Origin of the sequence: Roseateles asaccharophilus (assembly GCF_031458115.1) — a bacterium.
Lineage (GTDB): Bacteria > Pseudomonadota > Gammaproteobacteria > Burkholderiales > Burkholderiaceae_C > Pelomonas > Pelomonas asaccharophilus_A.
Genome location: NZ_JAVDXV010000002.1, coordinates 194,184 through 220,726, shown reverse-complemented (window position 1 = coordinate 220,726; position 26,543 = coordinate 194,184). Strand labels below are relative to the sequence as shown.

Here is a 26,543-nt window from a genome sequence, read left to right as displayed (position 1 = left end):
GCCGCTTATTTTCCGATTGCAAGGAATTTTTGTAGCCGTATATTCGTCTAGGCAGCGCGCTCGAACGTCAACACCTGGGCCGCCGGCCGCTCCAGATACGCAGCCCACGCGGCCAGTAGCGCGCGCCGCTCCAAGTTGAACTGGGCCCGGTTGTAGGCCGCCCTCACCTTGTCCTGCTCCTTGTGGGCGAGGCACGCCTCGATGACGTCTGGCCGTGCCGCCGCGGTCTCGTTTGCCCAGGTGCTGAAAGTCGAGCGGCACAGCCCGTGCACGGTCGTGCAGCCGCGCATCTGCAGCCGGTCGAGCACCGCCAGCATGGCCATGTTGCTCATCGGCTTGTCCTCCAGCACCGTCGAAGGGAACACCAGAGAGGCGTGCAGGCCGGCCTGGCCTTGCAGGATCGCAATGGCGCGCTCCGACAGGAACACGACGTGCTCCTCCTCACCCTTCATGCGCTCGGCCGGGACCGTCCAGACGCCCGCCTCGAGGTCGAACTCGGACCAGGTCGCAAGCAGAGCTTCGGAGGTGCGCGCGGCACACAACACCGCAAACTCCAGGCAGCGCGCAGCAGTGCCCTGTGCATCGCGCAACTGGGCGAGGAAGGCAGGGGCATCTTGGAATGGCAGCGCTGCGAACTGGCCCGGCTTTTGGCGCGGCATCGCCTCGCGCAGCTTGCGCCGGATGGCGGCGGCCGGGTTGCCGTCGCAGTAGCGGTGGAAGATCGCGTCCTCAAACACCGCGTCGAGGCGCTGGCGGATCCGCGTCAGCGTCTCGTGCACTCGCTCGGCCGGCAGATTCCGGGCGCGCTCATGAGGCTTGACCTCGGCCAGGGCGGCCAGCAGTTCGGGGGCGGTGACGTCGGCAATGGGCTTGTGCCATAGCGCGGCCGGGACATGGTTCTCCAGGCTCGCGATCCACTGCGCCGAGTGCTTGGAGCTGAGACGGGGCTCGATAGCCCGCTCGTGGTAGTCGCGGGCGCAGCGGGCCAGCGTCCGCCGGTCGCGCGCCTTGTCAGCCTTGCGGGCCAGCTCGGCCTCACGCTCGGCCTGGCGGGCGTCTTCCTTCTGCTTCAGCGGGTCGATGCCGCTGCGGAGCAGCTCGCGCCCCTTGTGGGCCGCATCGCGGGCGCCTGTGAGGCTGTCACCGGCCTGTCCAGGGCTACCCCGATGGCAGACGCCGAGGCCCATCTCGCGGCGCTTGCCACTCGGCGCAGTGAATCGGAACACCCAGGACGCGGAGGACCCGCGCACCCGCAGCAGCAGACCGCCGCCGTCAGAGAGATCGCCTTCCGGCGCGTGTTGAACCTGCTTGGCAGTCAGCAGGTGAAGCCTTGCCGCCGTCCGGCGGGAGGTGGTAGCCATTCCCCGTTTCCCCTTCTGTCCGCCAGCCAGTCCGCCAGAAGTTGGCGCGTGCTTGGCGCACGGTGATGCACGTTCGGTGCACCTTGGGGAGTGTGTTTCAGGGAGAAAAGTCAGTCAATTCAATGACTTGCAGCACCCGAACCCTGCACCTCAATTGCACCTCAGTGCACCTTGGGGAGGGAGTGTGCTGGCGGAGTCGGAGGGATTCGAACCCTCGATGCAGGTTTTGCCCACATACTCCCTTAGCAGGGGAGCACCTTCGGCCACTCGGTCACGACTCCAGCACAGCCGCGCATTCTATACCAACTGCGCGGGCTCTCCGGAAAAGAAAGCTCAGGCGGCTTCCTGATCCAGGTCGAAGGCCTTGTGCAGCGCGCGCACGGCCAGTTCCATGTACTTCTCGTCGATGACGACGCTGGTCTTGATCTCGCTGGTGGAGATCATCTGGATGTTGATGCCCTCTTCCGACAGCGCGCGGAACATCTTGCTGGCCACGCCCACGTGCGAGCGCATGCCGATGCCGACGATGGAGACCTTGCAGATCTTGGGGTCGCCCAGCACCTGGCTGGCGTTGGTCGCCGGGCCCACGGTGTTCTTCAGCAGGTCCATCGTGCGCTGGTAGTCGTTGCGGTGCACGGTGAACGAGAAGTCGGTCTTCCCGTCGTGGGAGACGTTCTGGATGATGACGTCGATGTCGATGTTGGCCTCGGCCACCGGGCCCAGGATCTGGAAGGCGATGCCGGGCTTGTCGGGCACGCCCAGCAGCGTCACCTTGGCCTCGTCACGGTTGAAGGCAATGCCCGAAACGACGGCTTGTTCCATGTTCTCGTCCTCTTCGAAAGTGATCAGCGTGCCGGAAGCGGCTTCTTCATTGATGTCGATGTCCCAGGCGGTGAAGCTGGACAGCACGCGCAGCGGCACGCGGTACTTGCCGGCGAACTCCACCGAGCGGATCTGCAGGATCTTGGAGCCAAGCGACGCCATCTCCAGCATTTCCTCGAAGGTGATGGAGCTGAGGCGGCGCGCCTCGGGCACCACGCGCGGGTCCGTCGTGTAGACGCCGTCCACGTCGGTGTAGATCAGGCACTCGTCGGCCTTCATCGCGGCGGCGATGGCGACGGCCGAGGTGTCGGAGCCGCCACGGCCCAGCGTCGTGATGTTGTTGTCGGCGTCGATGCCCTGGAAGCCCGCCACCACGACGACCTTGCCGGCGGCGAGGTCCTCGCGCACACGCTTGTCATCGATGCTCTCGATGCGGGCCTTGGTGTAGGAAGAGTCGGTCGCGACCGGCACCTGCCAGCCCGTGTAGCTGACCGAGGGCACGCCTTCGGCCTGCAGCGCGATGGCCAGCAGGCCCACCGACACCTGCTCACCGGTCGCCGCGATCATGTCCAGCTCGCGCATGACCTCGGGCGACGACGTGGCGGGAGACAGTTCCTTGGCCAGGCCCAGCAGGCGGTTGGTCTCGCCGCTCATCGCCGAGGGCACGACCACCAGTTGGTGGCCGGCGCGCACCCATTTGGCGACGCGCTTGGCGACGTTGCGGATGCGATCGGTGGAACCCATCGAGGTGCCGCCGTACTTGTGGACGATCAGAGCCATGAGATTGAGCGAAGGCTGAAGACGGAGCCGCCGGGACGGCATGCTCGCAAACCCCTGATTTTATGCGGGCTTAGGCGCCGCGCCTTCGCTCTGAAGCAAGGCTGAGTCCTCCAGCCAGCGTACAGACAGGCCTGGCTCATCTTGATCGGCGAAGGCACGGGCATCCATGCCCAGCCCGGCGACGGCGACCAGTTGGCCGGCGGCGTCGAACAGCAGCGGGCCGCTGCGCCGCCAAGGTGGCAGCCCGGCCTCCTGACACGCCTTCTTCAGGCTGCGCGCCACCGTGCCGAACGCGCGCTGGAACTGCTCGCCGCCTCTGCGGCCGCGTTGAGTCAACCTTGTCAGGCGCTGAGCAGCAATTCCTGGGTTGGCGGCCTCCACCAGCCAGGCACCGCCCCATCGGGGCTGGAAGTGCAGGCCCGGCCGGGCGAGGTCGACGACCTCAGCCTGCGACGGCTGCGGGCTGGCAGCCGCCCAGAACAGGCCATCGCGATAAGCATGCACCTCGCCGCCCGGCGCCGGCCACGACGCCGTCAGACCCGGCCGCCATTCGCTCAGCAATCGCTCCACGAGGCTGGCGGGCGCCTGCATGTGGCCGGCCAGCCAGGCGCGCAGCGCATTGCGGGCACGGGCCGGCGACAGCGAAGCCAGCCGGGTCAGGTCCAGGCGCTCCGGTGTTGCGATGCCGGCGAGATCTTCGGCCGCCACTTCCGTCGCCAGGTCATGCGCCTGCTGCGCCCATCGCGCCGCCTGGGCCAGCCCCGCCTCCGCCGCCGGGAAAGCCGGCCACAGTGATTGGCGCAGGCGATTGCGGGCATAGCGGGCATCGCCATTGCTCGGATCCTCGATCCAGCGCAGCCCATGCTGCAGCGCATAGGCGTGGATCAACGCACGCGGCTGGTCCAGCCAGGGACGTGCCCAGCAGATGCCGTCGCGCCATTGCGCACGCGGCATCGCGGCCAGCCCGGCACTGCCGGCACCGCGCATGGCCTGCAGCAGGAAGGTCTCGGCCTGGTCTTGTCTATGGTGGGCCAGCAGCAGCAGGTCGGCACCGGCCGCCAGCGTCATGTCGTGCAGTGCACGATGCCGCCCGTCGCGGGCCCAGGCTTCGACGCTGTCGCCGCGCCCCGGCGCACCGTCCAGCCGGGTGCATGCGAAACCCGCGCCCAGCTCCTGCGCGACGGCTTCGCAATGCGCGGCCCAGCCATCGGCCTCGGGGAGCAGGCCATGGTGCACATGAAAGGCAAGAACCCGCTGCTCATCCACCGCCGCGCGGATGGTGGCATGCAGCAGCGCGGTCGAATCGAGGCCGCCGCTGAAGGCGACAGCTACGGTATCAGCGGTTCTTGGTGTCGCCGAATCGGCCATAGGCCTGGACGCGCTCGTAGCGGCGGTCCAGCAGCTCGCGGGTCTTCAGGTCGCTGACCTGGCGCAGCGAGTCCGACAGCGCGCGCTTGAGGTTGGACGCCATCTGCTTGGGGTCGCGATGCGCGCCACCGACCGGCTCGCTGACGATCTTGTCGATCAGGTTCAGCGCCTTCAGGCGATGCGCCGTGATGCCCAGCGCCTCGGCGGCGTCGGACGCGCGCTCGCTGCTCTTCCACAGGATGGACGCGCAGCCTTCGGGGGAGATGACGGAATAGGCGGCGAACTGCAGCATCAGCACCTGGTCGGCCACGCCGATGGCCAGCGCGCCACCGGAGCCGCCTTCGCCGATGACCGTCGCGATGATCGGCACCTCCAGCTGCGCCATCTCGAGGATGTTGCGGCCGATGGCCTCGGACTGGCCGCGCTCTTCGGCACCGATGCCAGGGTAGGCCCCCATGGTGTCGATGAAGGTGAACACCGGCAGGCCGAACTTCTCGGCCAACTTCATCAGGCGCAGCGCCTTGCGGTAGCCCTCGGGGCGAGGCATGCCGAAGTTGCGCAGCGTGCGCTCCTTGGCGTCACCGCCGCGCTGGTGGCCGATGACCATGCAGGCCTGGCCGTTGAAGCGCGCAATGCCGCCGACGATGGCGGCGTCGTCCGCGAAGTGGCGGTCACCGTGCAGTTCCTGGAACTCGGTGAAGACTTCCGAGCAGTAGTCCAGCGTCTGCGGGCGCTGCGGATGGCGGGCGATCTGGTAGACCTGCCAGGGCGCGACGTTGGAGTAGACCTCCTTGGTCAGCTGCTGGCTTTTCTTGGAGAGACGGTCGATCTCCTCGGAGATGTCGACGGCCGACTCGCTCTGCACGTAGCGCAGCTCTTCGATCTTGGTCTCGAGTTCGGCAATGGGCTGCTCGAACTCCAGGAAGTGTTTTTTGCTCATCAGTAGTCCACGGGGAGTGGGTCGAGGCTGCGCCAAATGTACCAAACGGCTACCGAACGGTAGGGGGCCCAGGCGTCGCCGACTTCGCGCGCTTCGGCCCGGGACACCGGCTCGCCGGAGAAATAGTTCAGGCTGATGCCCTTCAACAGGCCCACGTCGTCCAGGGGCATCACGTTGGGGCGCATCAGGTGAAAAATCAAGAACATCTCGGCCGTCCAGCGACCGATGCCGCGGATCGCGACCAGTTCTTCAATGATGGCTTCGTCGTCCATCTGCGCCCATTGGCGCACATGCACCCGCCCGGAGTCGAAATGTTCGGCCAGGTCGCGCAGGTACTCGACCTTGCGCGCCGACAGGCCGGCCGCCCGTTGCTCGTCCACGGCCAGCGCCAGAACGGCCGCCGGCTGCAGCTTGGGCATCAGCTCGACCCAGCGCCCCCAGACGGACTGCGCCGCCTTCACGGAAATCTGCTGGCCCACGATGGACCGCGCCAGCGTCGCGAACGCGTCGCCGCGGCTTTGAAGTCGGGCCTCGCCGAACTGCGGGATGAGCTTCTTCATGACCCGGTCGCGCTTGACCAGATGCTTGCAGGCCTCGTCCCAGTAGGGAGGGATCACGTCGGCAGGAGCCATCAGCTCTTCACCCAGGTCGTGCCGCCGGCACCGTCCTTCAGCGTGATGCCCTTGGCCGACAGTTCGGCACGGATCGCGTCGGCGCCGGCAAAGTCCTTGGCCGCCTTGGCGGCCGCGCGGGCGGCAATGCGTTCTTCGATCCAGGCCGACTCATCACCGCCGGAGCCGCCTTGCAAGTAGGCACGCGGGGCCTGCTGCAGGATGCCCAGCACGCCAGCGAGCGCCTTCAGCAAGCCGGCCCGTTGCGGCGAGCGGTCGCGGTTGACCTCGTTGACCAGGTCGAACAGCACGGCCACGGCGCCCGGCGTACCGAAGTCCTCATCCATCGCTGTCTTGAAGGCGGCGGCGCTGGGCTCGGTCCAGTCGATGGCGACGTCGGCGGGCGGCACGGCATCCAGCGCGGTGTAGAGGCGCGTCAGCGCGGTGCGCGCGTCTTCCAGGTGCGAGTCGCTGAAATTGAACGGCCGGCGGTAGTGCGTGCGCAGCATGAAGAAGCGCAGCGTCTCGCCGTCGAACTTCTGCAGCACGTCGCGGATGGTGAAGAAGTTGCCCAGGCTCTTGGACATCTTCTCGCCGTCAACATTCAGGAAGCCGTTGTGCAGCCAGTAGGTCGCGAAGTCGTAGCCGGCACCCTGGCTCTGCGCGATCTCGTTCTCGTGGTGCGGGAACTGCAGGTCGGCACCGCCGCCGTGGATGTCGAAGCTCTCGCCCAGCAGCGCACAGCTCATCGCCGAGCACTCGATGTGCCAGCCCGGGCGGCCTTCGCCGAACGGCGCGGCCCACTTGGCATCGGCGGGTTCCTCGGCCTTGGCGGCCTTCCATAGCACGAAGTCCAGCGGGTCCAGCTTGCCGTCGTCCACGGCCACGCGCTCGCCGGCGCGCAGGTCGTCGACGCTTTTGCCACTCAACTTGCCGTAGCCGTCGAACTTGCGCACCGCGTAGTTCACGTCGCCGCCTTCGGCGCGATAGGCCAGGCCGCGTTCTTCCAGGCGCTCGATCAGCGACAGCATCTGCGGCACGTACTCGGTCGCGCGCGGCTCGTGATCGGGGCGCAGCAGGCCCACGGCGGCGAAGTCCTCATGCATCGCGGCCGTCATCTCCTCGGTGAGCTGGCGGATCGTGATGCCACGCTCGACGGCGCGCTTGATGATCTTGTCGTCGATGTCCGTCACGTTGCGAACATAGGTGACGCTCAGGCCGCTGGCGCGCAGCCAGCGGTAAATGACGTCGAACGCCATGTTCATGCGCAGGTGCCCCATGTGGCACAAGTCGTAGACCGTGATGCCGCACACATACATGCGCACCTGGCCAGGCACGAGCGGCTGAAAGTCTTCGAGATTGCGACTGAGGGAGTTGTAGACGCGCAGGGACATGTGAAGCAGAAACGTGGGGCAGCGCCACCAACAAGAAGCCCCGCACCGGGACCGGCCAGGCGGGGCTCATAGAATGATTTCAGTATAGCGGTCACCCCCGAGGCCGCTCCCCGCTACAACCCTCATGCGCCTGATCCTCCCCTCCCTCGCGCTGCTGTTGGCGCTGGCCGCTGCTCCTGCCTTCGCGACCGATCTGGCCAGCGCGCAGCGCCTGTGGCTGGCCGGCCAGAAGACCCAAGCCGTCGAACTGGTCGAGCAGGCCCTGACCCGTGCACCGGACGACCTTCAGCTGCGCTTCGCACTGGGCGTCATGCGCATGGAACTGGGCGAGACCGCCAAGGCCCTGACGATCTTCACGCGGCTGACCCAGGACTTCCCCGACCTGGCCGACCCCTTCAACAACCTGGCCGTGCTGCACGCCGCCGCGGGCGACCTCGATGCCGCCCAATCGGCGCTGGAGCAGGCGCTGCGCCTGCAGCCGGAACATGCACAGGCTCAAGAGAACCTTGGCGACGTGCTGGTGCGGCTGGCGCTGCGCGCCTACCAGCGCGCACAGAAGGCCGCCATCGCGCCCAGCGAGGCGCTGGCCGGCAAGATCAACCGCACGCTGTCACTGACGCGCGAACTGCGCACCCGCTGAACGCCACCATGACCAAGACCCTCCCCCTCCTGCTCGCCGGCCTGCTGATGCTGGGCAGCGCCACCGCCCAGACGGTCAAGCTGCAGACCACCGAAGGCGACATCCGCATCGCGCTGGACGCCGAAAAGGCGCCCAAGACGGTGGCCAACTTCATCCAGTACGTGAAGGCCGGACACTACAACGGCGTCGTGTTCCACCGCGTCATCGACGGCTTCATGATCCAGAGCGGCGGCTACGACCGCAAGCTGAACGACCGGCCTGCCAAGTCGCCCCACCCGCGCCCGACCAAGGCGCCCATCCCGCTGGAATCGCACAATGGCCTGACCAATGTGCGCGGCAGCATCGCGATGGCGCGCACCAACCATCCGCATTCGGCGTCGTCGCAGTTCTTCATCAACGTCGCCGACAACCGGCCGCTGGACGGCGAGCCCGACAATCCGGCCACCGGCTATGCCGTGTTCGGGCAAGTCATCGAGGGCATGGAGGTCGTGGACAAGATCCGCATGGCCGAGGTTGCCCCCTACGACGTGCACCAGCACCTGCCCGTCAAAGCCATCGTCATCAACAAGGCTCTCATCGAGCCCACACCCAAATGAGCCAAGTCAAACTCACCACCAACCACGGCGACATCCTCATCGAGCTGGACGCCGCCGCAGCGCCGCTGTCCGTCGCCAACTTCCTGCAGTACGTGCGCGCCGGCCACTACGACGGCACGGTGTTCCACCGCGTCATCAAGGGCTTCATGATCCAGGGCGGCGGCTTCGAGCAGGGCATGAAGCAAAAGCCCACCGAGGCCCCGATCCAGAACGAGGCCAACAACGGCCTGAAGAACGCCCACTACACGCTGGCCATGGCGCGCACCAACGCTCCGCACTCGGCCACCGCGCAGTTCTTCATCAACACGACCAACAACGGCTTCCTGGACTTCAAGTCCGAGAGCCCGTCGGGCTGGGGCTATGCCGTGTTCGGCAAGGTCGTCGAGGGCCAGGACGTCGTCGACAAGATCGAGAAGGTCAAGACCAGCCGTTCCGGCTTCCATGACGACGTGCCGGTCGAGGCCGTGGTCATCGAGAAGGCCATCGAGGTTTGATCCACACGCTGACGGCCCCTGGGCGGTGGCAGCAGGTCGACCTGCTGTCCGACCTGCACCTGGGGCCGGACACGCCGGGCACGCTGGCCCGGCTTGAACAGCACCTCGCCCAGACCACGGCCGACGCCGTGCTGCTGCTGGGCGACATCTTCGAGGTCTGGGTGGGCGACGATGCCCGCCACGAGCCCTTCGAGGCCGGCGTTGTCGCGATGCTGCGCGACGCCAGCCAGCGGCTCGACCTGTTCTTCATGGCCGGCAACCGCGACTTCCTCGTCGGAGCCGACCTGCTGGCGGACGCCGGCATGACCGCCCTGCCCGACCCCACCGTGCTGGACGCGTTCGGCCGGCGTTGGCTGCTCGCGCATGGCGATGCGCAGTGCGTGGCGGATGCGAACTACCAGGCCTGGCGCGCTACCAGCCGCTCCACGGCCTGGCAAGCCGATTTCCTGTCCAAACGATTGGACGCACGCCAGGCTTTCGGCCGCCAGGCGCGCGCGCAAAGCCGTGCCTCGCAAGCGGCGCAACTGATGGCCACCGACCTTGACGCCGAGGCCTGTCGCGGCCTGCTGCGCGAGGCCGGTGCGGCGACGCTGATCCACGGCCACACGCACCGCCCCGCCGAGCACGACCTGGGCGACGGCATGCGTCGCGTCGTGCTGTCCGACTGGGACCTGGACGCCCTGCCGCCGCGCGGCGACGTGATACGCCTGTCGGCCGCCGGCCTGCAACGCCTGCCGCTGTGATCCTCAAGGCCATCCAGAACTGGCGCGAGCAGCGCGCCGTCGAACGCTACGCGATTCCTGACGCGCTCTGGCAGCTGACGCTGCTGCGCTACCCCTTCCTGGCCCAGCGCAGCGAGGACGACCTCGCCGAGCTGCGCCGGCTGTGCAGCCTGTTCCTGTCCACGAAGGAATTCCACGGCGTGGACGGCTTCGAGGTCACCGACGAGGTGGCCGTGGCCGTCGCGGCCCAGGCCTGCCTGCCGGTGCTGCGGCTGGGCCTGTCCTGGTACGACGGCTTCGTCGGCATCGTCATGCACGCCGGCGAGGTCGTCGCGCAGCGGCGCTACGAGGACGAGAACGGCGTCGTGCACGAGTACGACGAGGAGCTGGCCGGCGAGGCGATGGAAGGCGGCCCGCTGATGCTGGCCTGGAACGCCATCGCCGTCGGCCACGATCCGGCGCATTTCGGCGCGGACGAGGTGTTCAACGTGGTGGTGCACGAGTTCGCCCACGTCATCGACATGCGCGACGGCCTGGCCGACGGCGTGCCGCCGATGGACAGCGGCGATCGCGAGCGTTGGATCGCCACCATCGATGCCGAGTGGGAGAAGTTCTGCCAGCGCCTCGACGCCGGCGAGCACACGCTGATCGACCCCTACGGCGGCGAAGCCGTCGAGGAGTTCTTCGCCGTCGCCGTCGAGGCCTTCTTCGTTGCCCCGGCCGCGATGCGCGCCGAGGAACCGGCGATGTACGAACTGCTGGCCGGCTTCTTCAAGCAAGACCCGGCGCCGAGCACGTAGTGCCTTCCCAAGCGGCCGTCGTGGAACCGGCTTTGCCGGGCCACTGACGGCGCCCCCTTGAGGGGGCCGGCGAAGCCGGTAGGGGGTGGGCTAAGCCGTGGCGGGTTCCGCCTTGGGCTTGCCGTCCTTGGTCGGCTTCTGGTGCGGCTGGATGTCCAGCACCGTCTCGCCCTTGTCGTCCACGTCCACGCTGAGGCGGCCGCCGTCCACCAGCTTGCCGAACAGCAGCTCGTCGGCCAGCGCGCGGCGGATGGTGTCCTGGATCAGGCGCTGCATCGGCCGTGCGCCCATCAGCGGATCGAAGCCCTTCTTGGCGAGATGCTTGCGCAACGCGTCGGAGAAGCTGACCTCGACCTTCTTCTCGGCCAGTTGGCTCTCCAGCTGCAGCAGGAACTTGTCGACCACGCGCAGGATGATTTCCTCGTCCAGCGGGCGGAAGGACACGATGGCATCCAGCCGGTTGCGGAACTCCGGCGTGAACAGGCGCTTGATGTCGGCCATCTCGTCGCCCTGCTGGCGCTGGGTCGTGAAGCCGATGGTGGACTTGTTCAGCGCCTCGGCGCCCGCGTTGGTCGTCATGATGATGATGACGTTGCGGAAGTCGGCCTTGCGTCCGTTGTTGTCGGTCAGCGTGCCGTGGTCCATGACCTGCAGCAGCACGTTGAAGACATCCGGGTGGGCCTTCTCGATCTCGTCCAGCAGCAGCACCGCGTGCGGCTTCTTCGTGACGGCCTCGGTCAGCAGGCCGCCCTGGTCGAAGCCCACATAGCCCGGAGGCGCGCCGATCAGGCGGCTGACCGCGTGGCGCTCCATGTATTCGGACATGTCGAAGCGCTGCAGCTCGATGCCCAGGATGTAGGCCAGCTGCTTGGCGACCTCGGTCTTGCCGACGCCCGTGGGGCCGCTGAACAGGAAGCTGCCGATGGGCTTGTCGGGCCGGCCCAGGCCGGAACGCGCCATCTTGATGGCGGCGGCCAGCGCGTCGATGGCCGGGTCTTGGCCGAACACGACGCTCTTCAGGTCGCGGTCCAGCGTCTTGAGCTTGCTGCGGTCATCGCTGTTGACCGACGCGGGCGGGATGCGCGCGATCTTCGCGACGATGTCTTCGACCTCTGTGCGCGTGATGGTCTTCTTCTGCTTGCTCTTGGGCAGGATGCGCTGCGCGGCGCCGGCCTCGTCGATGACGTCGATGGCCTTGTCTGGCAGGTGGCGGTCGTTGATGTACTTGGCCGACAGTTCGGCCGCGGCCTGCAGCGCGCCCAGCGCGTATTTCACCGAATGGTGCTCCTCAAAGCGGCTCTTCAGCCCCTTCAAGATCTCGATGGTCTGCTCGACCGACGGCTCGGCGACGTCGACCTTCTGGAAGCGGCGGCTCAGCGCGGCGTCCTTCTCGAAGATGCCGCGGTACTCGGTGAACGTCGTCGCGCCGATGCACTTCATCGCGCCGGAGCTCAGCGCCGGCTTCAGCAGGTTGCTGGCGTCCAGCGTGCCGCCCGACGCCGCGCCGGCGCCGATCAACGTGTGGATCTCGTCGATGAACAGCACGGCGTTGGGCTGGTCCTTCAGCGCCTTCAGAACCGCCTTCAGGCGCTGCTCGAAGTCGCCCCGGTACTTGGTGCCCGCCAGCAGCGCGCCCATGTCCAGCGAGTAGACGATGGCATCGGCCAGCACCTCGGGCACCTCGCCTTCGGTGATGCGCCAGGCCAGGCCTTCGGCGATGGCCGTCTTGCCCACGCCGGCCTCACCGACCAGCAGCGGGTTGTTCTTGCGGCGCCGGCACAGCACCTGCACCACGCGCTCCACCTCGGACTCGCGGCCGATCAGCGGATCGATCTTCCCGTCCTTGGCGTGCTGGTTCAGGTTCTGCGTGTATTGCTCCAGCGGCGATGCCTTGCTGGCACCGCCCTCGCCTTCCTCGCGCTCGTTCTCTTGATTGCCAGGGTTCTGGCCTTCGGGAGATTTGGGCGGCTCGGGGTCGGTCTTCTTGATGCCGTGGGCGATGAAGTTGACGACATCCAGCCGCGTGACGCCCTGCTGGTGCAGGTAGTAGACGGCGTGCGAATCCTTCTCGCCGAAGATGGCCACCAGCACGTTGGCGCCGGTGACCTCCTTCTTGCCGCTGCCCGTGCTCTGCACGTGCATGATGGCGCGCTGGATGACGCGCTGGAAGCCCAGCGTGGGCTGGGTGTCCACCTCGTCGCTGCCGCCCACCATGGGCGTGTTTTCCTTGATGAACTGCGTCAGGCTCTTGCGCAGGTCATCGAGGTTGGCGGCGCAGGCGCGTAGCACCTCCGCGGCGCTGGGGTTGTCGAGCAGCGCGAGCAGCAGGTGCTCGACGGTGATGAATTCGTGCCGCTGCTGGCGCGCTTCGACGAACGCCATGTGCAAACTGACTTCAAGCTCTTGCGCAATCATGCGGCCTCCATAATGCACTGCAGGGGGTGGCCGGCGCGCCGTGAGGCGGCCAGTACCAGCTCCACCTTGGTCGCGGCGACGTCCTTGGTGAACACACCGCAAACCCCGCGACCCTCATGGTGGATTTTGAGCATGATCTGCGTCGCCGTATCGAGGTCATGGCGGAAAAATTCCTGCAGAACCATGACAACAAACTCCATCGGCGTGAAATCGTCGTTCAGCAGCAGGACCTGGTAGAGCCGCGGCGGCTCCGTCTTCTGGGTCTGGCGCTCGACGACGACCGCCCCGTCCCCCTCGTCCCGGCCCGGCTTCAAAGGAGGCGTGGGCGGGGGCGGAGCCGACTGATTTCGCGGTGGAGAAACGGGGTGCACAGGCATGAGTTGATTCTATCGAGCGGGGGTATTCCCCCGCCGACCGCGGGCAGTTGGCGACGGACGCCCAAATTGCAAGCATCCTCGGGTGAACCCGGCCGGGAAGGTCCCGAATTGACGCTTTTTTTTGCGCTACCAGAATCCTGTCCGCCTCCCCGGGAGGTGCCACAACAATGGAGACAAAACGATGGCGCTGGGCAAAGTCAAGTGGTTCAACGATGCCAAGGGCTTTGGATTCATCGAGCCGGATGCCGGCGGCGATGATGTCTTCGCCCATTTTTCGGCGATCCAGATGGAAGGTTTCCGGACGCTGAAGCAAGGCAGCCAGGTGCAGTTCGAGCTGGTGCAGGGCCCCAAGGGTCAGCTGGCGCAGAACATCACGCCGATGGAAGCCGCCCGCGGCCTGGACGTCCAGCCGCTGGCCTCCTGACCCCCACACCGGGCCACGAAGGCCTGATCCCCGAGCCCCGTGGCCTGACGGCCCACGGGGCTTTTGCGTTGGAGCGGGCCGTCTGCAGGCTCGGCGAAGGCTCACTCACCGCCGCAGCGAACCGGCTTGCTAGAGTTCACACCTTGCGCGCAGCCGCAAGGCCGCCACACGCTGCCGAGATTCGACATTCAACGGAACACTCTCATGACCGCCGAAACGCCCAAGATCGTCTACACCCTGACCGATGAAGCCCCCCGCCTGGCCACCGCCTCGCTGCTGCCGGTCGTCCAGCGCTTTGCCGCTCAAGCCGGCATCGACGTGGTCACCAGCGACATCTCCGTGGCCGGCCGCATCCTGGGCCAGTTCCCCGAGCTGCTGAGCGAAGAGCAGCGCGTGCCCGACAACCTGGCCGCATTGGGCAAGCTGACGCTGAAGCCCGAAGCCAACATCATCAAGCTGCCCAACATCAGCGCCTCCGTGGCTCAATTGAAGGCCGCCATCAAGGAGCTGCAGGACAAGGGCTACAAGATCCCGAACTTCCCCGAAAAGCCCGAGACGGACGAAGAGAAGGACATCCGCGCCCGCTACAACAAGTGCATCGGCTCGGCCGTGAACCCGGTGCTGCGCGAAGGCAACTCCGACCGCCGCGCGCCCAAGGCCGTCAAGGAATACGCCCGCAAGAACCCGCACCGCATGGACGAGTGGAGCCAGGCCTCGCGCTCGCACGTGTCGCACATGCATGACGGCGACTTCTATCACGGCGAAAAGTCCATGACGATGGACCGCGCCCGTGACGTGAAGATGGAGCTGATCACCAAGAGCGGCAAGACCATCGTGCTGAAGCAAAAGGTCTCGCTGCTGGACCGCGAAGTCGTCGACTCCATGTTCATGAGCAAGAAGGCGCTGCTGGCCTTCTATGAAAAGGAGATCGAGGACGCGCGCAAGACCGGCGTGATGTTCTCGCTGCACGTGAAGGCCACCATGATGAAGGTGAGCCACCCCATCGTGTTCGGCCACTGCGTGCGCATCTTCTACCGCGAGGCCTTCGAGAAGCACGGCAAGCTGTTCGACGAACTGGGCGTCAACGTCAACAACGGCATGGTCGATCTGTACACCAAGATCGCCACGCTGCCCGCCAGCAAGCAGGAAGAGATCAAGCGCGACCTGCACGCCTGCCACGAGCACCGCCCCGAGCTGGCCATGGTGGACTCGGCCAAGGGCATCACCAACTTCCACTCGCCCAACGACATCATCGTGGACGCCTCCATGCCCGCCATGATCCGCAGCGGCGGCAAGATGTACGGTGCCGACGGCCGCCTGAAGGACGTGAAGGCCGTGATGCCCGAGTCGACCTTCGCCCGCATCTATCAGGAGATCATCAACTTCTGCAAGTGGCACGGCGCGTTCGACCCCAAGACCATGGGCACGGTGCCCAACGTGGGCCTGATGGCCCAGCAGGCCGAGGAGTACGGCTCGCACGACAAGACGTTTGAAATCACCGAAGACGGCATCGCCAACATCACCGACCTGGAAACGGGCGAGGTGCTGCTGAGCCAGAACGTCGAGAAGGGCGACATCTGGCGCATGTGCCAGTGCAAGGACGCCGCCATCCGCGACTGGGTCAAGCTGGCCGTCAACCGTGCGCGCAACTCCGGCATGCCGGTGGTCTTCTGGCTGGACAGCTACCGCCCGCACGAGGCGCAGCTGATCCGCAAGGTCAAGATGTACCTGCATGAGCACGACACCACCGGCCTGGACATCCAGATCATGAGCCAGGTGCGTGCGATGCGTTACACGCTGGAGCGCGTCATCCGCGGTCTGGACACCATCAGCGCCACCGGCAACATCCTGCGCGACTACCTGACCGATCTGTTCCCCATCATGGAGCTGGGCACCTCGGCCAAGATGCTGTCCATCGTGCCGCTGATGGCCGGCGGCGGCATGTACGAAACGGGTGCCGGTGGCTCTGCGCCGAAGCACGTGCAGCAGCTGGTGGAAGAAAACCACCTGCGCTGGGACTCGCTGGGCGAGTTCCTGGCGCTGGCCGTGAGCCTGGAGGAACTGGGCCTGAAGACCGGCAACGCCAAGGCCAAGCTGCTGGCCAAGGCGCTGGACGCCGCCACCGGCAAGCTGATGGACAACGGCAAGGGCCCCAGCCCCAAGACCGGCGAGATCGACAATCGCGGCAGCCACTTCTACCTGACGCTGTACTGGGCCCAGGCGCTGGCCGCACAGACGGAAGACGCCGAGCTGGCCGCCAAGTTCAAGGCCGTGGCCGAGAGCCTGACCGCCAACGAAGCCAAGATCGCCGACGAGCTGAAGGCCGTGCAGGGCAAGCCGGTGGACATCGGCGGCTACTTCCTGCCGGACACCGCCAAGCTGGACGTCGTCATGCGCCCCAGCGCCACGTTCAACGCCGTGCTGAAGACACTGGCGTAATCCCAGCCTTCCCATGACAACGGGGCGCCAGCGGCGCCCCGTTTCCGTTGGCGGGCCGGAAATGCCCACTACTGCATGATTGCCTTCATCAAACAGCAAGCCCTCAGCCAGCTTCAAGGCTTACAGTTTGTCCCAGGCGTTAGCTCCTGCAACCGCCGACCATCGGCGCCGCGTGAAGCACCACGAGGCGCCCCGCCCCGGCCCTACGCGCCGGGGTTTTTTTTGGGTCATTCCATCTGGGCAATCATGACGTCGCCGAACCCCGAGCACGACACCTGCGTCGCGCCGTCCATCAGCCGCGCGAAGTCATAGGTGACCTTCTTGCTCAGGATGGCCTTTTCCATCGCGCTGATGATGAGGTCGGCAGCCGCCGTCCAGCCCATGTGGCGCAGCATCATCTCGGCGGAGAGGATGGAGGAGCCGGGGTTCACGTAGTCCTTGCCGGCGTACTTGGGCGCGGTGCCATGGGTGGCTTCGAACATCGCGACCGAGTCGCTCATGTTGGCGCCCGGCGCGATGCCGATGCCGCCCACCTGCGCGGCCAGCGCGTCGGAGATGTAGTCGCCGTTCAGGTTCAGCGTCGCGATGACGCTGTACTCCACCGGGCGCAGGATGATCTGCTGCAGGAAGGCGTCGGCGATGACGTCCTTGATCGTGATGATCTTGCCCGTGCGCGGGTTCTTCAGGCGGCACCACGGGCCGCCGTCGATGGGCTCGGCGCCGAACTCCTTCTGCGCCAGCGCATAGCCCCAGTCACGGAAGGCGCCTTCCGTGAACTTCATGATGTTGCCCTTGTGCACCAGCGTGACGCTGGGCTTGTCGTGGTCGATCGCGTACTGGATGGCCTTGCGCACCAGCCGCTCCGTGCCTTCGCGCGACACGGGCTTGACGCCCAGGCCAGAGCTTTCGGGGAAGCGCAGCTTCTTCGCGCCCAGCTCGTCGCGCAGGAAGGCGATGAGCTTCCTGGCCTTGTCGCTGCCGGCCTCGTACTCGATGCCGGCGTAGATGTCCTCCGAGTTCTCGCGGAAGATGACCATGTCGACCTTGTGTGGCTCCTTCACCGGGCTGGGCACGCCGTCGAAATAGCGCACGGGCCGCAGGCAGACGTACAGGTCCAGCTCTTGGCGCAGCGTCACGTTCAGCGAGCGGATGCCGCCGCCCACCGGCGTCGTCAGCGGCCCCTTGATGGAGACCGGGTGGTCCTTCACGGCCTGGATGGTCTCGTCGGGCAGCCACACGTCGGCACCATAGACGCGGGTGCACTTCTCACCGGCATAGACCTCCATCCAGTGGATCTTCTTCGCGCCGCCATAGGCCTTCTCGACGGCCGCGTCGACGACCTTCAGCATGACGGGCGTGACGTCCACGCCGACGCCATCGCCCTCAATGAACGGGATGATGGGCTGGTCGGGCACGTTCAGCGACAGGTCGGCGTTGACGGTTATCTTCTGGCCGCCTGCGGGCACCGTGATGTGGGACATGACTGGAGGGCTCCGGGAATTCCAAAAACCCGGCGAGTTTATGGCGGGGTCAGCAGGCCAGCAGCACTCGCTGCCACACACCGTGGGCCAGCCCCCAGCCCGCGCCCGCCGCGAGTGCGAGGCCGGCCAGGCGCAGGGCCAGCACATCACCGCCCTCGCCGCGCTTGAGCAGCTTGGCCCGCCACAGCGGCGCCATGAGCAGCCCGGGCGTGCTGGCCAGCGCGAAGCCACCCATGGCCGCCGCGCCGCCGGCCACCGAGCCGGACAGGCTCGCCAGCAGCAGCGCCGCATGCAGCAGGCCGCAAGGCATGGCCACCCAGGCCGTGCCCTTGAAGAACACATGCCGCGGCTGCGCCTGTCGCGGCACGGCGCTCAGCCACAGCGGCATGCGGCCGCGCACCAGCAGCGTCAAGCCCAGCAGCAGCAGCGCCGACTGCAGCAGCGCCCAGGCAGGCTGCAGCAGCGTGGCGCCCTGCGAGGCACGCGCCAGCGCCTCCGCGGAGGCCGCCGCCGCCGCGCCGCCCAGCGCATAGCCCAGCACGCGGCCGGCCAGCAGCTTCACGGGCCGCCGGCCGCCGGCCAACGCACAGGGCGCGCTGCACATGGCCGTGCAGTGCGGCATGCCGGCCAGGCCCATCAGCGTGGCGGAGGCCACCAGCGCGGCATCCATCAGATGATCTTGGAGAAGCGCTCGCGGCTCGCGTCGGACTGCAGATAGCGGTCGAAGACCATCGCAATCGCACGCACGAAGTACCAGCCCAGCGGCGTGACCTGGATGGCGCCCATCTCCAGCACCACCAGCCCCTGCCCCGCCAGCTGTGCCAGCCGCGCCAGCTCCGGCGCGAAGTAGCGCGGCATGTCGACGAGGTAGGACGCCGCGATGGACTCGTACTCCACGCGCCCCTGGCACATCAGCGCCATGATGACCGCGCGGCGCAGCAGGTCGTCGCGTGTCAGCGCCAGGCCGCGCTGCACCGGCAGCTGCTGCTGGCCCAGCGCGTCTTCGTACTCCTCCAGCGTCTTCGCGTTCTGCGCATAGGTGGCGCCCACGCGGCTGATCGCGCTGACACCCAACCCGACCAGGTCGCAGTCCGGCTGCGTGGAGTAGCCCTGGAAGCCGCGATGCAGCAGCCCTTGCCGCTTGGCCACGGCCAGCGGGTCGTCGGGCAGCGCGAAGTGGTCCATGCCGATGTAGCTGTAGCCCTCGCCCAGCAGCGCGCTGATGGCGCCGGACAGCATGGCCAGTTTGTCGCCCGCCGGCGGCAGCAGCTCCGCCACGATGCGCCGCTGCGGCTTGAAGCGCTGCGGCAGGTGGGCATAGGCATACATCGCAATGCGATCGGGCCGCAGCCGCGACACCTGTTCGATCGTGCGGGCGAAGCTGGCGGGCGTCTGCAGCGGCAGGCCGTAGATCAGGTCCACGCTGACGGAGGCGAAGCCCAGATCGCGCGCCGCCTGCATCAGCGCGGCGACGGATTCCAGCGGCTGCACGCGGTGCACGGCCTTCTGCACGGCGGCGTCGAAGTCCTGCACGCCGAAGGAGAGCCGGTTGAAGCCCAGCGCCTTCAGGTGCGCCAGCCGTGCGGCGTCCACCGTGCGCGGGTCCACCTCGATGGACAGCTCCGCGCCCGGCAGCAGCCGGAAGCGCTGGCGCAGCGCGGCCATCAGTGCGCCAAGCTCCGCGTCGGACAGGAAGGTGGGCGAGCCGCCGCCCAGGTGCAGTTGCGACACCGGCGCCTGGCCTCCCACCGCCTGTGCCACCAGGTCCATCTCGCACTCCAGCGCCAGCAGGTAGGGCTGGGCGCGTTCGTGGTGCTTGGTGATGATCTTGTTGCAGGCGCAGTAGTAGCAGAGCTGCTCGCAGAACGGGATGTGCACGTAGACCGACAGCGGCTGGGCCGTGCCGCGCTGCGCCAGCGCCTGCAGGTGCTGGGCGCCCTGGTGGGCCTCCACGAAGCGGTCGGCCGTGGGGTAGGACGTGTAGCGCGGGCCGGCCACGTCGTGGCGCCTCATGTTGGCGTCAAGCAGGTCGGCATCGAAAGGGCGGTCGGTCACAGCAGCCATGGCGGCATGGTGCCGGCGGCGGCGGCGGCAGGCCTTGATCCAGGTCAAGGACAGCGCGGGTCATCCGGCGAAGAATCCTTTTCATGCTGACCACCCTGCCCCGCGCGATGACCATGCCGATAATCTCCGACATGGTCAATGTTCCCAACACCGTCGAGCCGCTCAAGGTCGCCTGTGCCAGCTGCAACCTGCGCGAGCTGTGCCTGCCCGTCGGGCTGAACGCCGGTGAGCTGGACCAGCTCGACGGCCTCGTCAGCACGCGCCGCACCGTGCCGCGCGGAGACCATCTGTTCCGCAACGGCGAGCGTTTCCAGGCGCTGTACGCGGTGCGCACCGGTTTCTTCAAGACCTGCGTGGGCAGCGAGGACGGCCGCGACCAGGTCACCGGCTTCCAGATGGCCGGCGAACTGCTGGGGCTGGACGGCATCAGCAGCGACCACCACCACTGCGACGCGGTCGCGCTGGAGGATTCATCCGTCTGCGTGATCCCCTACAGCCAGCTGGAGGAGCTGTCGCGCGAGTTCACGTCGCTGCAGCACTCCTTCCACAAGATCATGAGCCGCGAGATCGTGCGCGACCACGGTGTCATGCTGCTGCTGGGCAATATGCGCGCGGAAGAGCGGCTGGCCGCCTTCCTGCTGAACCTGACGCAACGCCTGCAGGCACGCGGCTTCTCGCCGTCCAGCCTGGTGCTGCGCATGACGCGCGAGGAGATCGGCAGCTACCTGGGCCTGAAGCTGGAGACCGTGAGTCGCACCTTCTCCAAGTTCCAGGACGACGGGCTGATGGAGGTCAAGCAGCGGCAGCTACGCATCCTGGATCAGGCGGGCCTGCAAGCGCTCGTCAACAACTCTCGCTGCTAAGGAAACGCTGAGCCAATCCCTCGCGCGCATCGCGCGGGATGGGCTCAGCGCTTCCACAAAAAAGCCCCGCGGGGGGCACGCGGGGCCTCGAGATCAGAGCGGGCTGGCGCTTCAGCCGACCTTGATCTCGTTGCGAACTTCCTTCACGCCGGGCACGGCGGCCACGAGCTTGATGGCCTTCTGTGCCAGGTCGGCGCTGGGCGCTGCACCCTTCACGACGATGACGCCGGCGGCGGTGCTGCTGACGGTCAGCGGCAGGGCCTGCAAGTCCTTGTCCTGTTGCAGGACCGCGGCGGCCTGGGCGGCAACGGCCGGGTCCGCGGGCTGGGCCTGGGCCACCTGTTGAGGCGCGGGCTGGGCTGGCGCGGGGTCGGCGGCAAAGGCGGCAGAACCGGCTGTCGCCATCAGGGCGGCGGACAGCAGACGGACGAGGCGGGTGGTTTGTTGCATGCAGATCTCCTGAGGATGCTGAATCAAACGCGATGCCGGACGGCACCACACCCAGCCTTAGCGCAAAGGCTGTGCCAGTTCTGGATTCGTTAGGCATATCAACCACTTAGCCGTGCACGCACGGCAATCGCCGGCGCGAACCGCCCCGCAACCCCTGTTTTTGTCGCCGCACGGCGACAGGTCCCGCCCAGGCAACGCTAAGTGCCTGATTCAGCGGAAGGTTTCCTGTCGCCAGAATCCGACGCATCGGCTAGGGGGTCGCCTTGGTCGCGGAACAGCTGCGGGTCCAGCCCGTGCTTTTGCATCAGCCGGTAGAACTCCGTGCGGTTGCGATCGGCCAGCCGCGCGGCCTCGGCCACCTGGCCCGACGTGAGCTTGAGCAGCTGGTTCAGGTAGTCGCGCTCGAAGCGCTGCTTGGCGTGCTGGTAGTTCAGCACCTCGCTGGCCGGCGCCTGCAGTGCCCGCTGCACCTGGGCCAGCGGCACCAGCGGCGCCGTGGCCAGCACGCAGACCTGCTCCACGACGTTGTAGAGCTGGCGCGCGTTGCCGGGCCAGGGCGCCGTCACCAGCGCCTCCAGCGCATCAGGCGCGAAGCCCTTGACGGGCTTGCGGTGCCGCGCCGCCAGCGTGCCGAGGAAATGCTGGGCCAGCAGCGCGATGTCCTCGCGCCGCTCGGCCAGCGGCGGCAGCATCAGCTTGACGACGTTGAGGCGGTAGTAGAGGTCGGGACGGAACTGGCCGTCGGCCATCGCCAGCTCCAGGTCGCGGTGCGTGGCCGACAGCACGCGCACGTCCACCGCCACCGCCTCATTGCTGCCCACCGGCCGCACCACGCGCTCCTGCAGCACGCGCAGCAGCTTGACCTGCAGCGCCAGCGGCATGTCGCCGATCTCGTCCAGGAACACCGTGCCGCCATGCGCCGCCGGGATCAGGCCCTGCCTATGGCCTTGCGCGCCGGTGAACGCGCCCTTCACGTGGCCGAACAGCTCCGACTCCAGCAGCGCCTCGGGAATGGCCGCGCAGTTCACCGCAACGAACGGCTTGGCCGCGCGCGGACTGGCCTGATGGATGGCGCGGGCCAGCAGCTCCTTGCCGGTACCGCTCTCGCCGCTGATCAGCACGCTGGCGTCGGTCGCGGCCACCAGCCGCGCCTCGGCCAGCAACTGGGCCATGCGCGGGCTGCGGCTGATGATCTCGCGGCGCCAGGCGCCATCGCCGTCGAATGGTGCCGGCCCCGGCGCGTTCACGCGCAGCGCCTGCTGCACCTTGGCCAGCAGCTCCTTGCCGTCGAAGGGCTTGGTCAAATAGGCGTGCGCGCCGCGCGTCGTGGCGTCCACCGCATCGGGGATGCTGCCGTGCGCGGTCAGCAGGATGACTGGCAGCGACGGGTGATGCGCCCTCACCTCGTCGAACAGCGCCAGACCGTCCATGCCCGGCAGGCGCACATCGGTGATCAACAGCGACGGCAGCTTCACGGCCAGGTGCGCCAGCGCCGCCTCGGCGCTGGCCACGGCCTGCACGGCATGGCCGGCTGCGGTCAGCCGCATCGTGACCAGGCGCAGCAGGTCGGTGTCGTCGTCGACCAGCAGGATGTGGGCTTGCGCAGTGCTCATGGCGCCCTCCCCGGCTTGCCGGGCAGCGACTGCTCGATGGCCTTCAAGGCCTCCAGCTTCTCGTTGAGCTGCTCGTTGCGCCGCTGGGCGTCACGCAGTTGGGCCGTCAGCTTGTCGATGGCGTCCTGCTGGCGGCGCTGGTCGGCCACGCGCGCCGACAGCAGCACGGCCAGGGCCGTCACCGGATCGGTCTGCGGTTCGGCCGTGGCAGCGATGGCCTCCAGCTGCGCGGCGGCCTGGGCGAGTTCGGCGCCGTTGCGGCCCTGGCTCAGCATCAGCGCCTTGCGCAGGTCCTCGGCGGTGGCCAGCACGGCGCGCAGCTCGGCGGCCTCCGGAGCGGGCGGCGGCTCCGGGCAGACCGGCGCGGGCGGCGGCGCCGGTGGCGGCAGCGGCGTCGACTGGCAGCCCGCCAGCAGCAGCACCAGGCTCAACTCAATCAGTTTTCTCATGCGGGATCTCGATCAGGAAATGGGCGCCGCGCTCGGCGGGCAGCAGACGGCAGCTGCCGCCATGCGCCTGCACGATCTCGCGCACGATGGACAGGCCGATGCCGCTGCCGCGGCGCGCGCCGGGCGCCTGGTGGCGGCCTTGGTAGAAGGGGTCAAAGACGCGCTCGACGTCTTCAGGCGCCACGCCGGGGCCCTCGTCGATGCAGGCGATGCGCAGCAGGCGGTCATCGTTCTGCAGCACCCACCGAACGACACCGCCCGCCGGGCTGAAGCGCACCGCATTGCCCAGCAGGTTGGCCAGCACGATGGCCAACTTGTCGCCGTCTACCCGCGCGGTGCAGGGCTGGGCCTCCACGCGCAGTTGCAAGGCCTTGGCCTGCCACAGCAGCCGCTGGTCATCCACCACGCGGGCCAGCAGCGCGGGCAGGTCGACGGCGCGGCGCTGCAGTTGCTGCGAGTCGGACGCCAGCGCCTGGTAGCGCAGCAAGTCCTCGATCTGGCCCTGCAGCGCGGCCGTGTTGTCGCCGAGGATGCGCACGATCTCCGCCTGATCCGGCGTCAGCGGCCCGGCCACGCCGTCGCGCAGCAGCGCCGCGCCCTCGCGGATAGAGGCCATGGGCGTCTTCAGCTCATGCGAGATGTGGCGCACAAAGCGGGTCTTGTCGGACTCCAGCGTGGCCAGCCGCTGGCGCAGCCATTCCAGCTGCCGCCCCAGCCGGCGCAGGTCGGCCGGGCCGCGCACCTGCACGGGCTGGTCGAAACGGTTGTCGCCCAGCCGGCCTATGGCCGCCTCCAGGTGCACCAGCGGGCGCAGCAGCCAGTGGCCGAAGCTCAAGCCCAGCAGCACGGCCAGCGCGATGGCGCCCAGAACCAGCGCGCTGATCAGCCGCCACTGCTGCTCCAGCTCGGCCAGCACGGCGTCGCTGCGCTTGTCCATGGCCTGCTGGCTCTGCGCGGTCAGCGCCTCGTTGATCGCATGCAGGCGCGCGAACAGCGGCGTCAGGCGGCGCAGCGCCTGTGGGCGTGCGCGGGCCGGGACTTGCAGCACAGCCCACGCGGACTCGGCTTGCGCGGCCCAGTCGGCGAACAGCTGGCGTGATGCAGCGTCGGCCAGCAGCGGGGCCAGCTCGCCCTGCGTGGCCTGGGCATCCTGCCAGGCAGCACGGAAGCGGTCGCGCAGGCCGGCGTCGTCCAGCACGAGGAACTGGCGCGCGCTGCGTTCCATGGCCACGGTGCGCTCGGCCAGGCGCTGCACCTGGGTGGTCAGGCCGGCGGCGTCCTGCGAGGCCTGGCGGCCCTGCGTGGCCACATGCTCCAGCGCGAACATGGCCTGCACGGCGGCGCCGCCCAGCAGCGCGGTGATGAGCAGGAAGGCGGCCAGCAGGCACTGGTGGAAGGACAGGCCACGCAGCCCGGCCGCGCGCGCGGGCGGCGCGCCGGGGATGGCGGTCAAGGGAGCGGAATGTGTGTCTATCGTGTCGTCACAGGCATCGTGCAAGCCGCACGGGCGCGCGAATGCTAGGCCGCGGGCCGCGCGGGCGCCGCCCCTAGGTCGCCCGGCTTTGCATCACGATGCAACGGTCTTGCAAGACTATGCGCGACACGCATGCTGCGCCGCAACACGCAGGACTACGATGGCCCGCATGCGTCCTCAAGTCCTGATCATCGGCTGCGGATTCGGCGGCCTGGAGGCGGCGCGCGCGCTGCGCACCGTCGATGTCGACATCACCGTCGTCGACAAGACCAACCACCACCTGTTCCAGCCGCTGCTGTATCAGGTCGCCACGGCGGGGCTATCGGCGCCGTCCATCGCGGCGCCGATACGCCATCTGTTCCGGCGCCAGCGCAATGTGACGACGCTGCTGGGCGAAGTCACGGCCATTGACGCCCAGGCACAAACGGTCACGTTGAAGGACGGCGCGCAGCTGCGCTGGGACCACCTCATCGTCGCCGCCGGCGCCACTCACAGCTACTTCGGCCGCGACGACTGGGCGCCGTTCGCGCCCGGGCTGAAGACGCTGGACGACGCCTTCGAGATCCGCCGCCGCGTGTTGATGGCCTTCGAGGCGGCCGAACGCGAGGACGATGCCGACAAGCGCGCCGCGCTGCTGCAGTTCGTCGTCGTGGGCGGTGGCCCCACCGGCGTGGAGCTGGCCGGCACGTTCGCCGAGATCGCGCGCCACACGCTGCCGGGCGAGTTCCGCCGCATCGACCCGCGCCAGGCGCGCGTCATCCTCGTCGAGGGCAGCCCACGTGTGCTGCAGTCCATGCCCGAGACCTTGAGCGAGCGCGCCCGCGAGCAGCTTGCCGCGCTGGGCGTGGAGGTGCGGCTGGGCGCACGCGTGACGAGCATCGACGACCAGGGGCTGGACTTCACGACGGCGGCCGGTGCCGAGCGGCTGGCCAGCCGCTGCGTGGTGTGGGCGGCGGGCGTGGCGGCGTCGCCGCTGGGCCGCACGCTGGCCAACACCACTGGCTGCACGCTGGACCGCGCGGGCCGCGTGGTGGTGCAGCCCGACCTCAGCCTGGCCGGGCATCCACGCATCCAGGTCATCGGCGACCTGGCCGCCGCGCAAAGCCATGCGCCGGGCAAGGAGCCCAGGCCGGTGCCGGGCGTGTCACCCGGCGCCAAGCAGATGGGCCGCTGCGCCGCGGCCAACATCCGGCGCACGCTGCGCGGCGAGACACCACAGCCCTTTCGCTACAGCGACTACGGCAACCTGGCCACCATTGGCCGGCACAGCGCCGTCGTGGACCTGGGCACCCCAGCAGGCCCGCTGCGCTTCTCGGGCTACTTCGCGTGGCTGTTCTGGCTGTTCGCGCACGTGTACTTCCTGATCGGCTTCCGCAACCGCTTCGTCGTGCTGATGGACTGGGCCTGGGCCTACTGGACCTACGACCGCGGCGCGCGTGTGGTGGCTAACGTGGCCAGCCCGGCGCATGACGCGCCGGCCGCCTTGCATCCTCCGGCAGGCTGACCAGCAGCAGCGCCACGCTGGCGCCCAAGGCGACGACACCCCAGAAGATCAGGAAGCTGACCGTGTAGACGGCCTGAGGCGACAGCGCGACCGGTGCCGCGCCGAACCAGCGCAGGTCGTGCGGGTCCACCACCGAGAACACCAGCGCCTCCAGAACGCCGGCGGCCAGGAAGGACGACCAGGCCACCGCCATCGCGAAGCGCGCGACGCGCGACGGGCCGGGGGGGCCGTTCATTTCTTCATCTCCGCAACGACGCCGGTGGCCGCATGGTTGCGCGCCTTGTGCGCCGGCGCGGCGCTGCCGGCGGCGTGCACCGACAGCGGCGGGTCGGGGTGGCGGATGGCCAGCGACACCGTGAAGATGCTGGCCAGGATGACGGCCACGGGGCCCGAGACGACGAGCCAGACCATGGGTTCGCGCCACGGGGATGAGCGGGTGGTGGGGGCGGTCATGCAGAGCCT

Annotated in this window: 26 protein-coding genes and 1 tRNA gene; 9 read left to right on the top strand and 18 right to left on the bottom strand. The window is 68.0% G+C overall.

The window, feature by feature from the left end; all coding sequences use genetic code 11:
- Positions 1–47: 47 nt before the first annotated feature.
- The 7 genes from J2X21_RS05530 to cysS all read right to left on the bottom strand — a co-directional run bounded on the left by J2X21_RS05530 (position 48) and on the right by cysS (position 7,276).
- Positions 48–1,361, bottom strand: a complete 1,314-nt coding sequence (locus J2X21_RS05530; RefSeq protein WP_310325915.1) for a tyrosine-type recombinase/integrase — start codon at positions 1,359–1,361, stop codon at positions 48–50.
- A gap of 188 nt (positions 1,362–1,549) precedes the next feature.
- Positions 1,550–1,642, bottom strand: a tRNA-Ser gene (locus J2X21_RS05525).
- A 52-nt stretch (positions 1,643–1,694) separates the two neighbouring features.
- Complete coding sequence (locus J2X21_RS05520) at positions 1,695–2,963, bottom strand: aspartate kinase (RefSeq protein ID WP_310325914.1); 1,269 nt, start codon at positions 2,961–2,963, stop codon at positions 1,695–1,697.
- A gap of 60 nt (positions 2,964–3,023) precedes the next feature.
- Entirely contained in the window at positions 3,024–4,331 is a 1,308-nt protein-coding gene (gene tilS, locus J2X21_RS05515; protein WP_310325912.1) for a tRNA lysidine(34) synthetase TilS, read from the bottom strand.
- The gene (locus tag J2X21_RS05510) at positions 4,300–5,271 is read right to left on the bottom strand and encodes an acetyl-CoA carboxylase carboxyltransferase subunit alpha (protein WP_310325911.1); all 972 of its coding nucleotides are present in this window, start codon (positions 5,269–5,271) and stop codon (positions 4,300–4,302) included. The genes tilS and J2X21_RS05510 overlap by 32 nt, the downstream gene beginning before the upstream one ends.
- Positions 5,271–5,903: a DNA-3-methyladenine glycosylase family protein gene (locus tag J2X21_RS05505; RefSeq protein WP_310325908.1), complete on the bottom strand. Its 633-nt coding sequence runs from the start codon at positions 5,901–5,903 to the stop codon at positions 5,271–5,273. The genes J2X21_RS05510 and J2X21_RS05505 overlap by 1 nt, the downstream gene beginning before the upstream one ends.
- Complete coding sequence (gene cysS, locus J2X21_RS05500; RefSeq protein WP_310325906.1) at positions 5,903–7,276, bottom strand: cysteine--tRNA ligase; 1,374 nt, start codon at positions 7,274–7,276, stop codon at positions 5,903–5,905. Before cysS ends, J2X21_RS05505 begins: the two co-directional genes overlap by 1 nt.
- A gap of 124 nt (positions 7,277–7,400) precedes the next feature.
- Between cysS and J2X21_RS05495 the strand changes: the two genes are divergently transcribed.
- From J2X21_RS05495 to J2X21_RS05475, 5 genes are read left to right on the top strand one after another with little or no spacing between them, the layout of a single operon-like run.
- A complete protein-coding gene (locus tag J2X21_RS05495; protein WP_310325902.1) occupies positions 7,401–7,916 on the top strand; it encodes a tetratricopeptide repeat protein in 516 nt (171 codons plus the stop codon).
- A 47-nt stretch (positions 7,917–7,963) separates the two neighbouring features.
- Positions 7,964–8,512, top strand: coding sequence for a peptidylprolyl isomerase (locus tag J2X21_RS05490; RefSeq protein ID WP_310327214.1), 549 nt, complete (start codon positions 7,964–7,966; stop codon positions 8,510–8,512).
- Positions 8,509–9,006: a peptidylprolyl isomerase gene (locus J2X21_RS05485; protein WP_310325900.1), complete on the top strand. Its 498-nt coding sequence runs from the start codon at positions 8,509–8,511 to the stop codon at positions 9,004–9,006. The genes J2X21_RS05490 and J2X21_RS05485 overlap by 4 nt, the downstream gene beginning before the upstream one ends.
- Positions 9,003–9,749, top strand: a complete 747-nt coding sequence (locus J2X21_RS05480; protein ID WP_310325897.1) for a UDP-2,3-diacylglucosamine diphosphatase — start codon at positions 9,003–9,005, stop codon at positions 9,747–9,749. The genes J2X21_RS05485 and J2X21_RS05480 overlap by 4 nt, the downstream gene beginning before the upstream one ends.
- Positions 9,746–10,528: a M90 family metallopeptidase gene (locus J2X21_RS05475; RefSeq protein WP_310325895.1), complete on the top strand. Its 783-nt coding sequence runs from the start codon at positions 9,746–9,748 to the stop codon at positions 10,526–10,528. Before J2X21_RS05480 ends, J2X21_RS05475 begins: the two co-directional genes overlap by 4 nt.
- A gap of 90 nt (positions 10,529–10,618) precedes the next feature.
- Here the strand turns inward: J2X21_RS05475 and clpA are convergent, their stop codons facing one another.
- Entirely contained in the window at positions 10,619–12,943 is a 2,325-nt protein-coding gene (clpA, locus tag J2X21_RS05470) for an ATP-dependent Clp protease ATP-binding subunit ClpA (protein WP_310325893.1), read from the bottom strand.
- Positions 12,940–13,320, bottom strand: a complete 381-nt coding sequence (gene clpS / locus J2X21_RS05465) for an ATP-dependent Clp protease adapter ClpS (RefSeq protein WP_310325890.1) — start codon at positions 13,318–13,320, stop codon at positions 12,940–12,942. Before clpS ends, clpA begins: the two co-directional genes overlap by 4 nt.
- Before the next feature lie 181 nt (positions 13,321–13,501).
- On the opposite strand from clpS, the gene J2X21_RS05460 reads away from it, so the two are divergent.
- The gene (locus J2X21_RS05460) at positions 13,502–13,744 is read left to right on the top strand and encodes a cold shock domain-containing protein (RefSeq protein WP_310325889.1); all 243 of its coding nucleotides are present in this window, start codon (positions 13,502–13,504) and stop codon (positions 13,742–13,744) included.
- Positions 13,745–13,948: 204 nt separating this feature from the next.
- Complete coding sequence (locus tag J2X21_RS05455) at positions 13,949–16,183, top strand: NADP-dependent isocitrate dehydrogenase (protein WP_310325887.1); 2,235 nt, start codon at positions 13,949–13,951, stop codon at positions 16,181–16,183.
- 227 nt (positions 16,184–16,410) lie between these two features.
- Here J2X21_RS05455 and icd read toward each other — a convergent pair whose 3' ends face one another.
- From icd to hemN, 3 genes are read right to left on the bottom strand one after another with little or no spacing between them, the layout of a single operon-like run.
- The gene (gene icd / locus J2X21_RS05450; protein WP_310325885.1) at positions 16,411–17,664 is read right to left on the bottom strand and encodes an NADP-dependent isocitrate dehydrogenase; all 1,254 of its coding nucleotides are present in this window, start codon (positions 17,662–17,664) and stop codon (positions 16,411–16,413) included.
- Positions 17,665–17,713: 49 nt separating this feature from the next.
- A complete protein-coding gene (locus tag J2X21_RS05445) occupies positions 17,714–18,334 on the bottom strand; it encodes an urease accessory protein UreH domain-containing protein (protein ID WP_310325882.1) in 621 nt (206 codons plus the stop codon).
- Entirely contained in the window at positions 18,334–19,728 is a 1,395-nt protein-coding gene (gene hemN / locus J2X21_RS05440; protein ID WP_310325880.1) for an oxygen-independent coproporphyrinogen III oxidase, read from the bottom strand. Before hemN ends, J2X21_RS05445 begins: the two co-directional genes overlap by 1 nt.
- A gap of 131 nt (positions 19,729–19,859) precedes the next feature.
- Between hemN and fnr the strand changes: the two genes are divergently transcribed.
- The gene (fnr, locus tag J2X21_RS05435) at positions 19,860–20,591 is read left to right on the top strand and encodes a fumarate/nitrate reduction transcriptional regulator Fnr (protein ID WP_310327213.1); all 732 of its coding nucleotides are present in this window, start codon (positions 19,860–19,862) and stop codon (positions 20,589–20,591) included.
- Between the two features lie 111 nt (positions 20,592–20,702).
- Here the strand turns inward: fnr and J2X21_RS05430 are convergent, their stop codons facing one another.
- The 4 genes from J2X21_RS05430 to J2X21_RS05415 form a co-directional block, all read right to left on the bottom strand.
- A complete protein-coding gene (locus J2X21_RS05430; RefSeq protein ID WP_310325878.1) occupies positions 20,703–21,041 on the bottom strand; it encodes a BON domain-containing protein in 339 nt (112 codons plus the stop codon).
- Positions 21,042–21,238: 197 nt separating this feature from the next.
- Positions 21,239–22,654: a sigma 54-interacting transcriptional regulator gene (locus tag J2X21_RS05425; RefSeq protein ID WP_310325874.1), complete on the bottom strand. Its 1,416-nt coding sequence runs from the start codon at positions 22,652–22,654 to the stop codon at positions 21,239–21,241.
- Positions 22,651–23,103 carry a hypothetical protein gene (locus tag J2X21_RS05420; protein WP_310325871.1) on the bottom strand — a complete coding sequence of 151 codons (453 nt, stop codon included), beginning with the start codon at positions 23,101–23,103 and terminating at the stop codon, positions 22,651–22,653. The genes J2X21_RS05425 and J2X21_RS05420 overlap by 4 nt, the downstream gene beginning before the upstream one ends.
- Positions 23,087–24,556 (bottom strand): sensor histidine kinase, encoded by a 1,470-nt coding sequence (locus J2X21_RS05415; protein ID WP_310325869.1) that lies wholly within the window; start codon positions 24,554–24,556, stop codon positions 23,087–23,089. The genes J2X21_RS05420 and J2X21_RS05415 overlap by 17 nt, the downstream gene beginning before the upstream one ends.
- Positions 24,557–24,746: 190 nt before the next feature.
- Between J2X21_RS05415 and J2X21_RS05410 the strand changes: the two genes are divergently transcribed.
- Positions 24,747–26,081: an NAD(P)/FAD-dependent oxidoreductase gene (locus J2X21_RS05410; RefSeq protein ID WP_310325866.1), complete on the top strand. Its 1,335-nt coding sequence runs from the start codon at positions 24,747–24,749 to the stop codon at positions 26,079–26,081.
- Here J2X21_RS05410 and J2X21_RS05405 read toward each other — a convergent pair.
- Together J2X21_RS05405 and J2X21_RS05400 are read right to left on the bottom strand one after the other, a co-directional pair.
- Entirely contained in the window at positions 26,023–26,316 is a 294-nt protein-coding gene (locus J2X21_RS05405; RefSeq protein WP_310325863.1) for a hypothetical protein, read from the bottom strand. The two genes, J2X21_RS05410 and J2X21_RS05405, sit on opposite strands and share 59 nt — an antisense overlap.
- Positions 26,313–26,534, bottom strand: a complete 222-nt coding sequence (locus J2X21_RS05400) for a hypothetical protein (protein ID WP_310325862.1) — start codon at positions 26,532–26,534, stop codon at positions 26,313–26,315. Before J2X21_RS05400 ends, J2X21_RS05405 begins: the two co-directional genes overlap by 4 nt.
- Between the last annotated feature and the right edge of the window lie 9 nt (positions 26,535–26,543).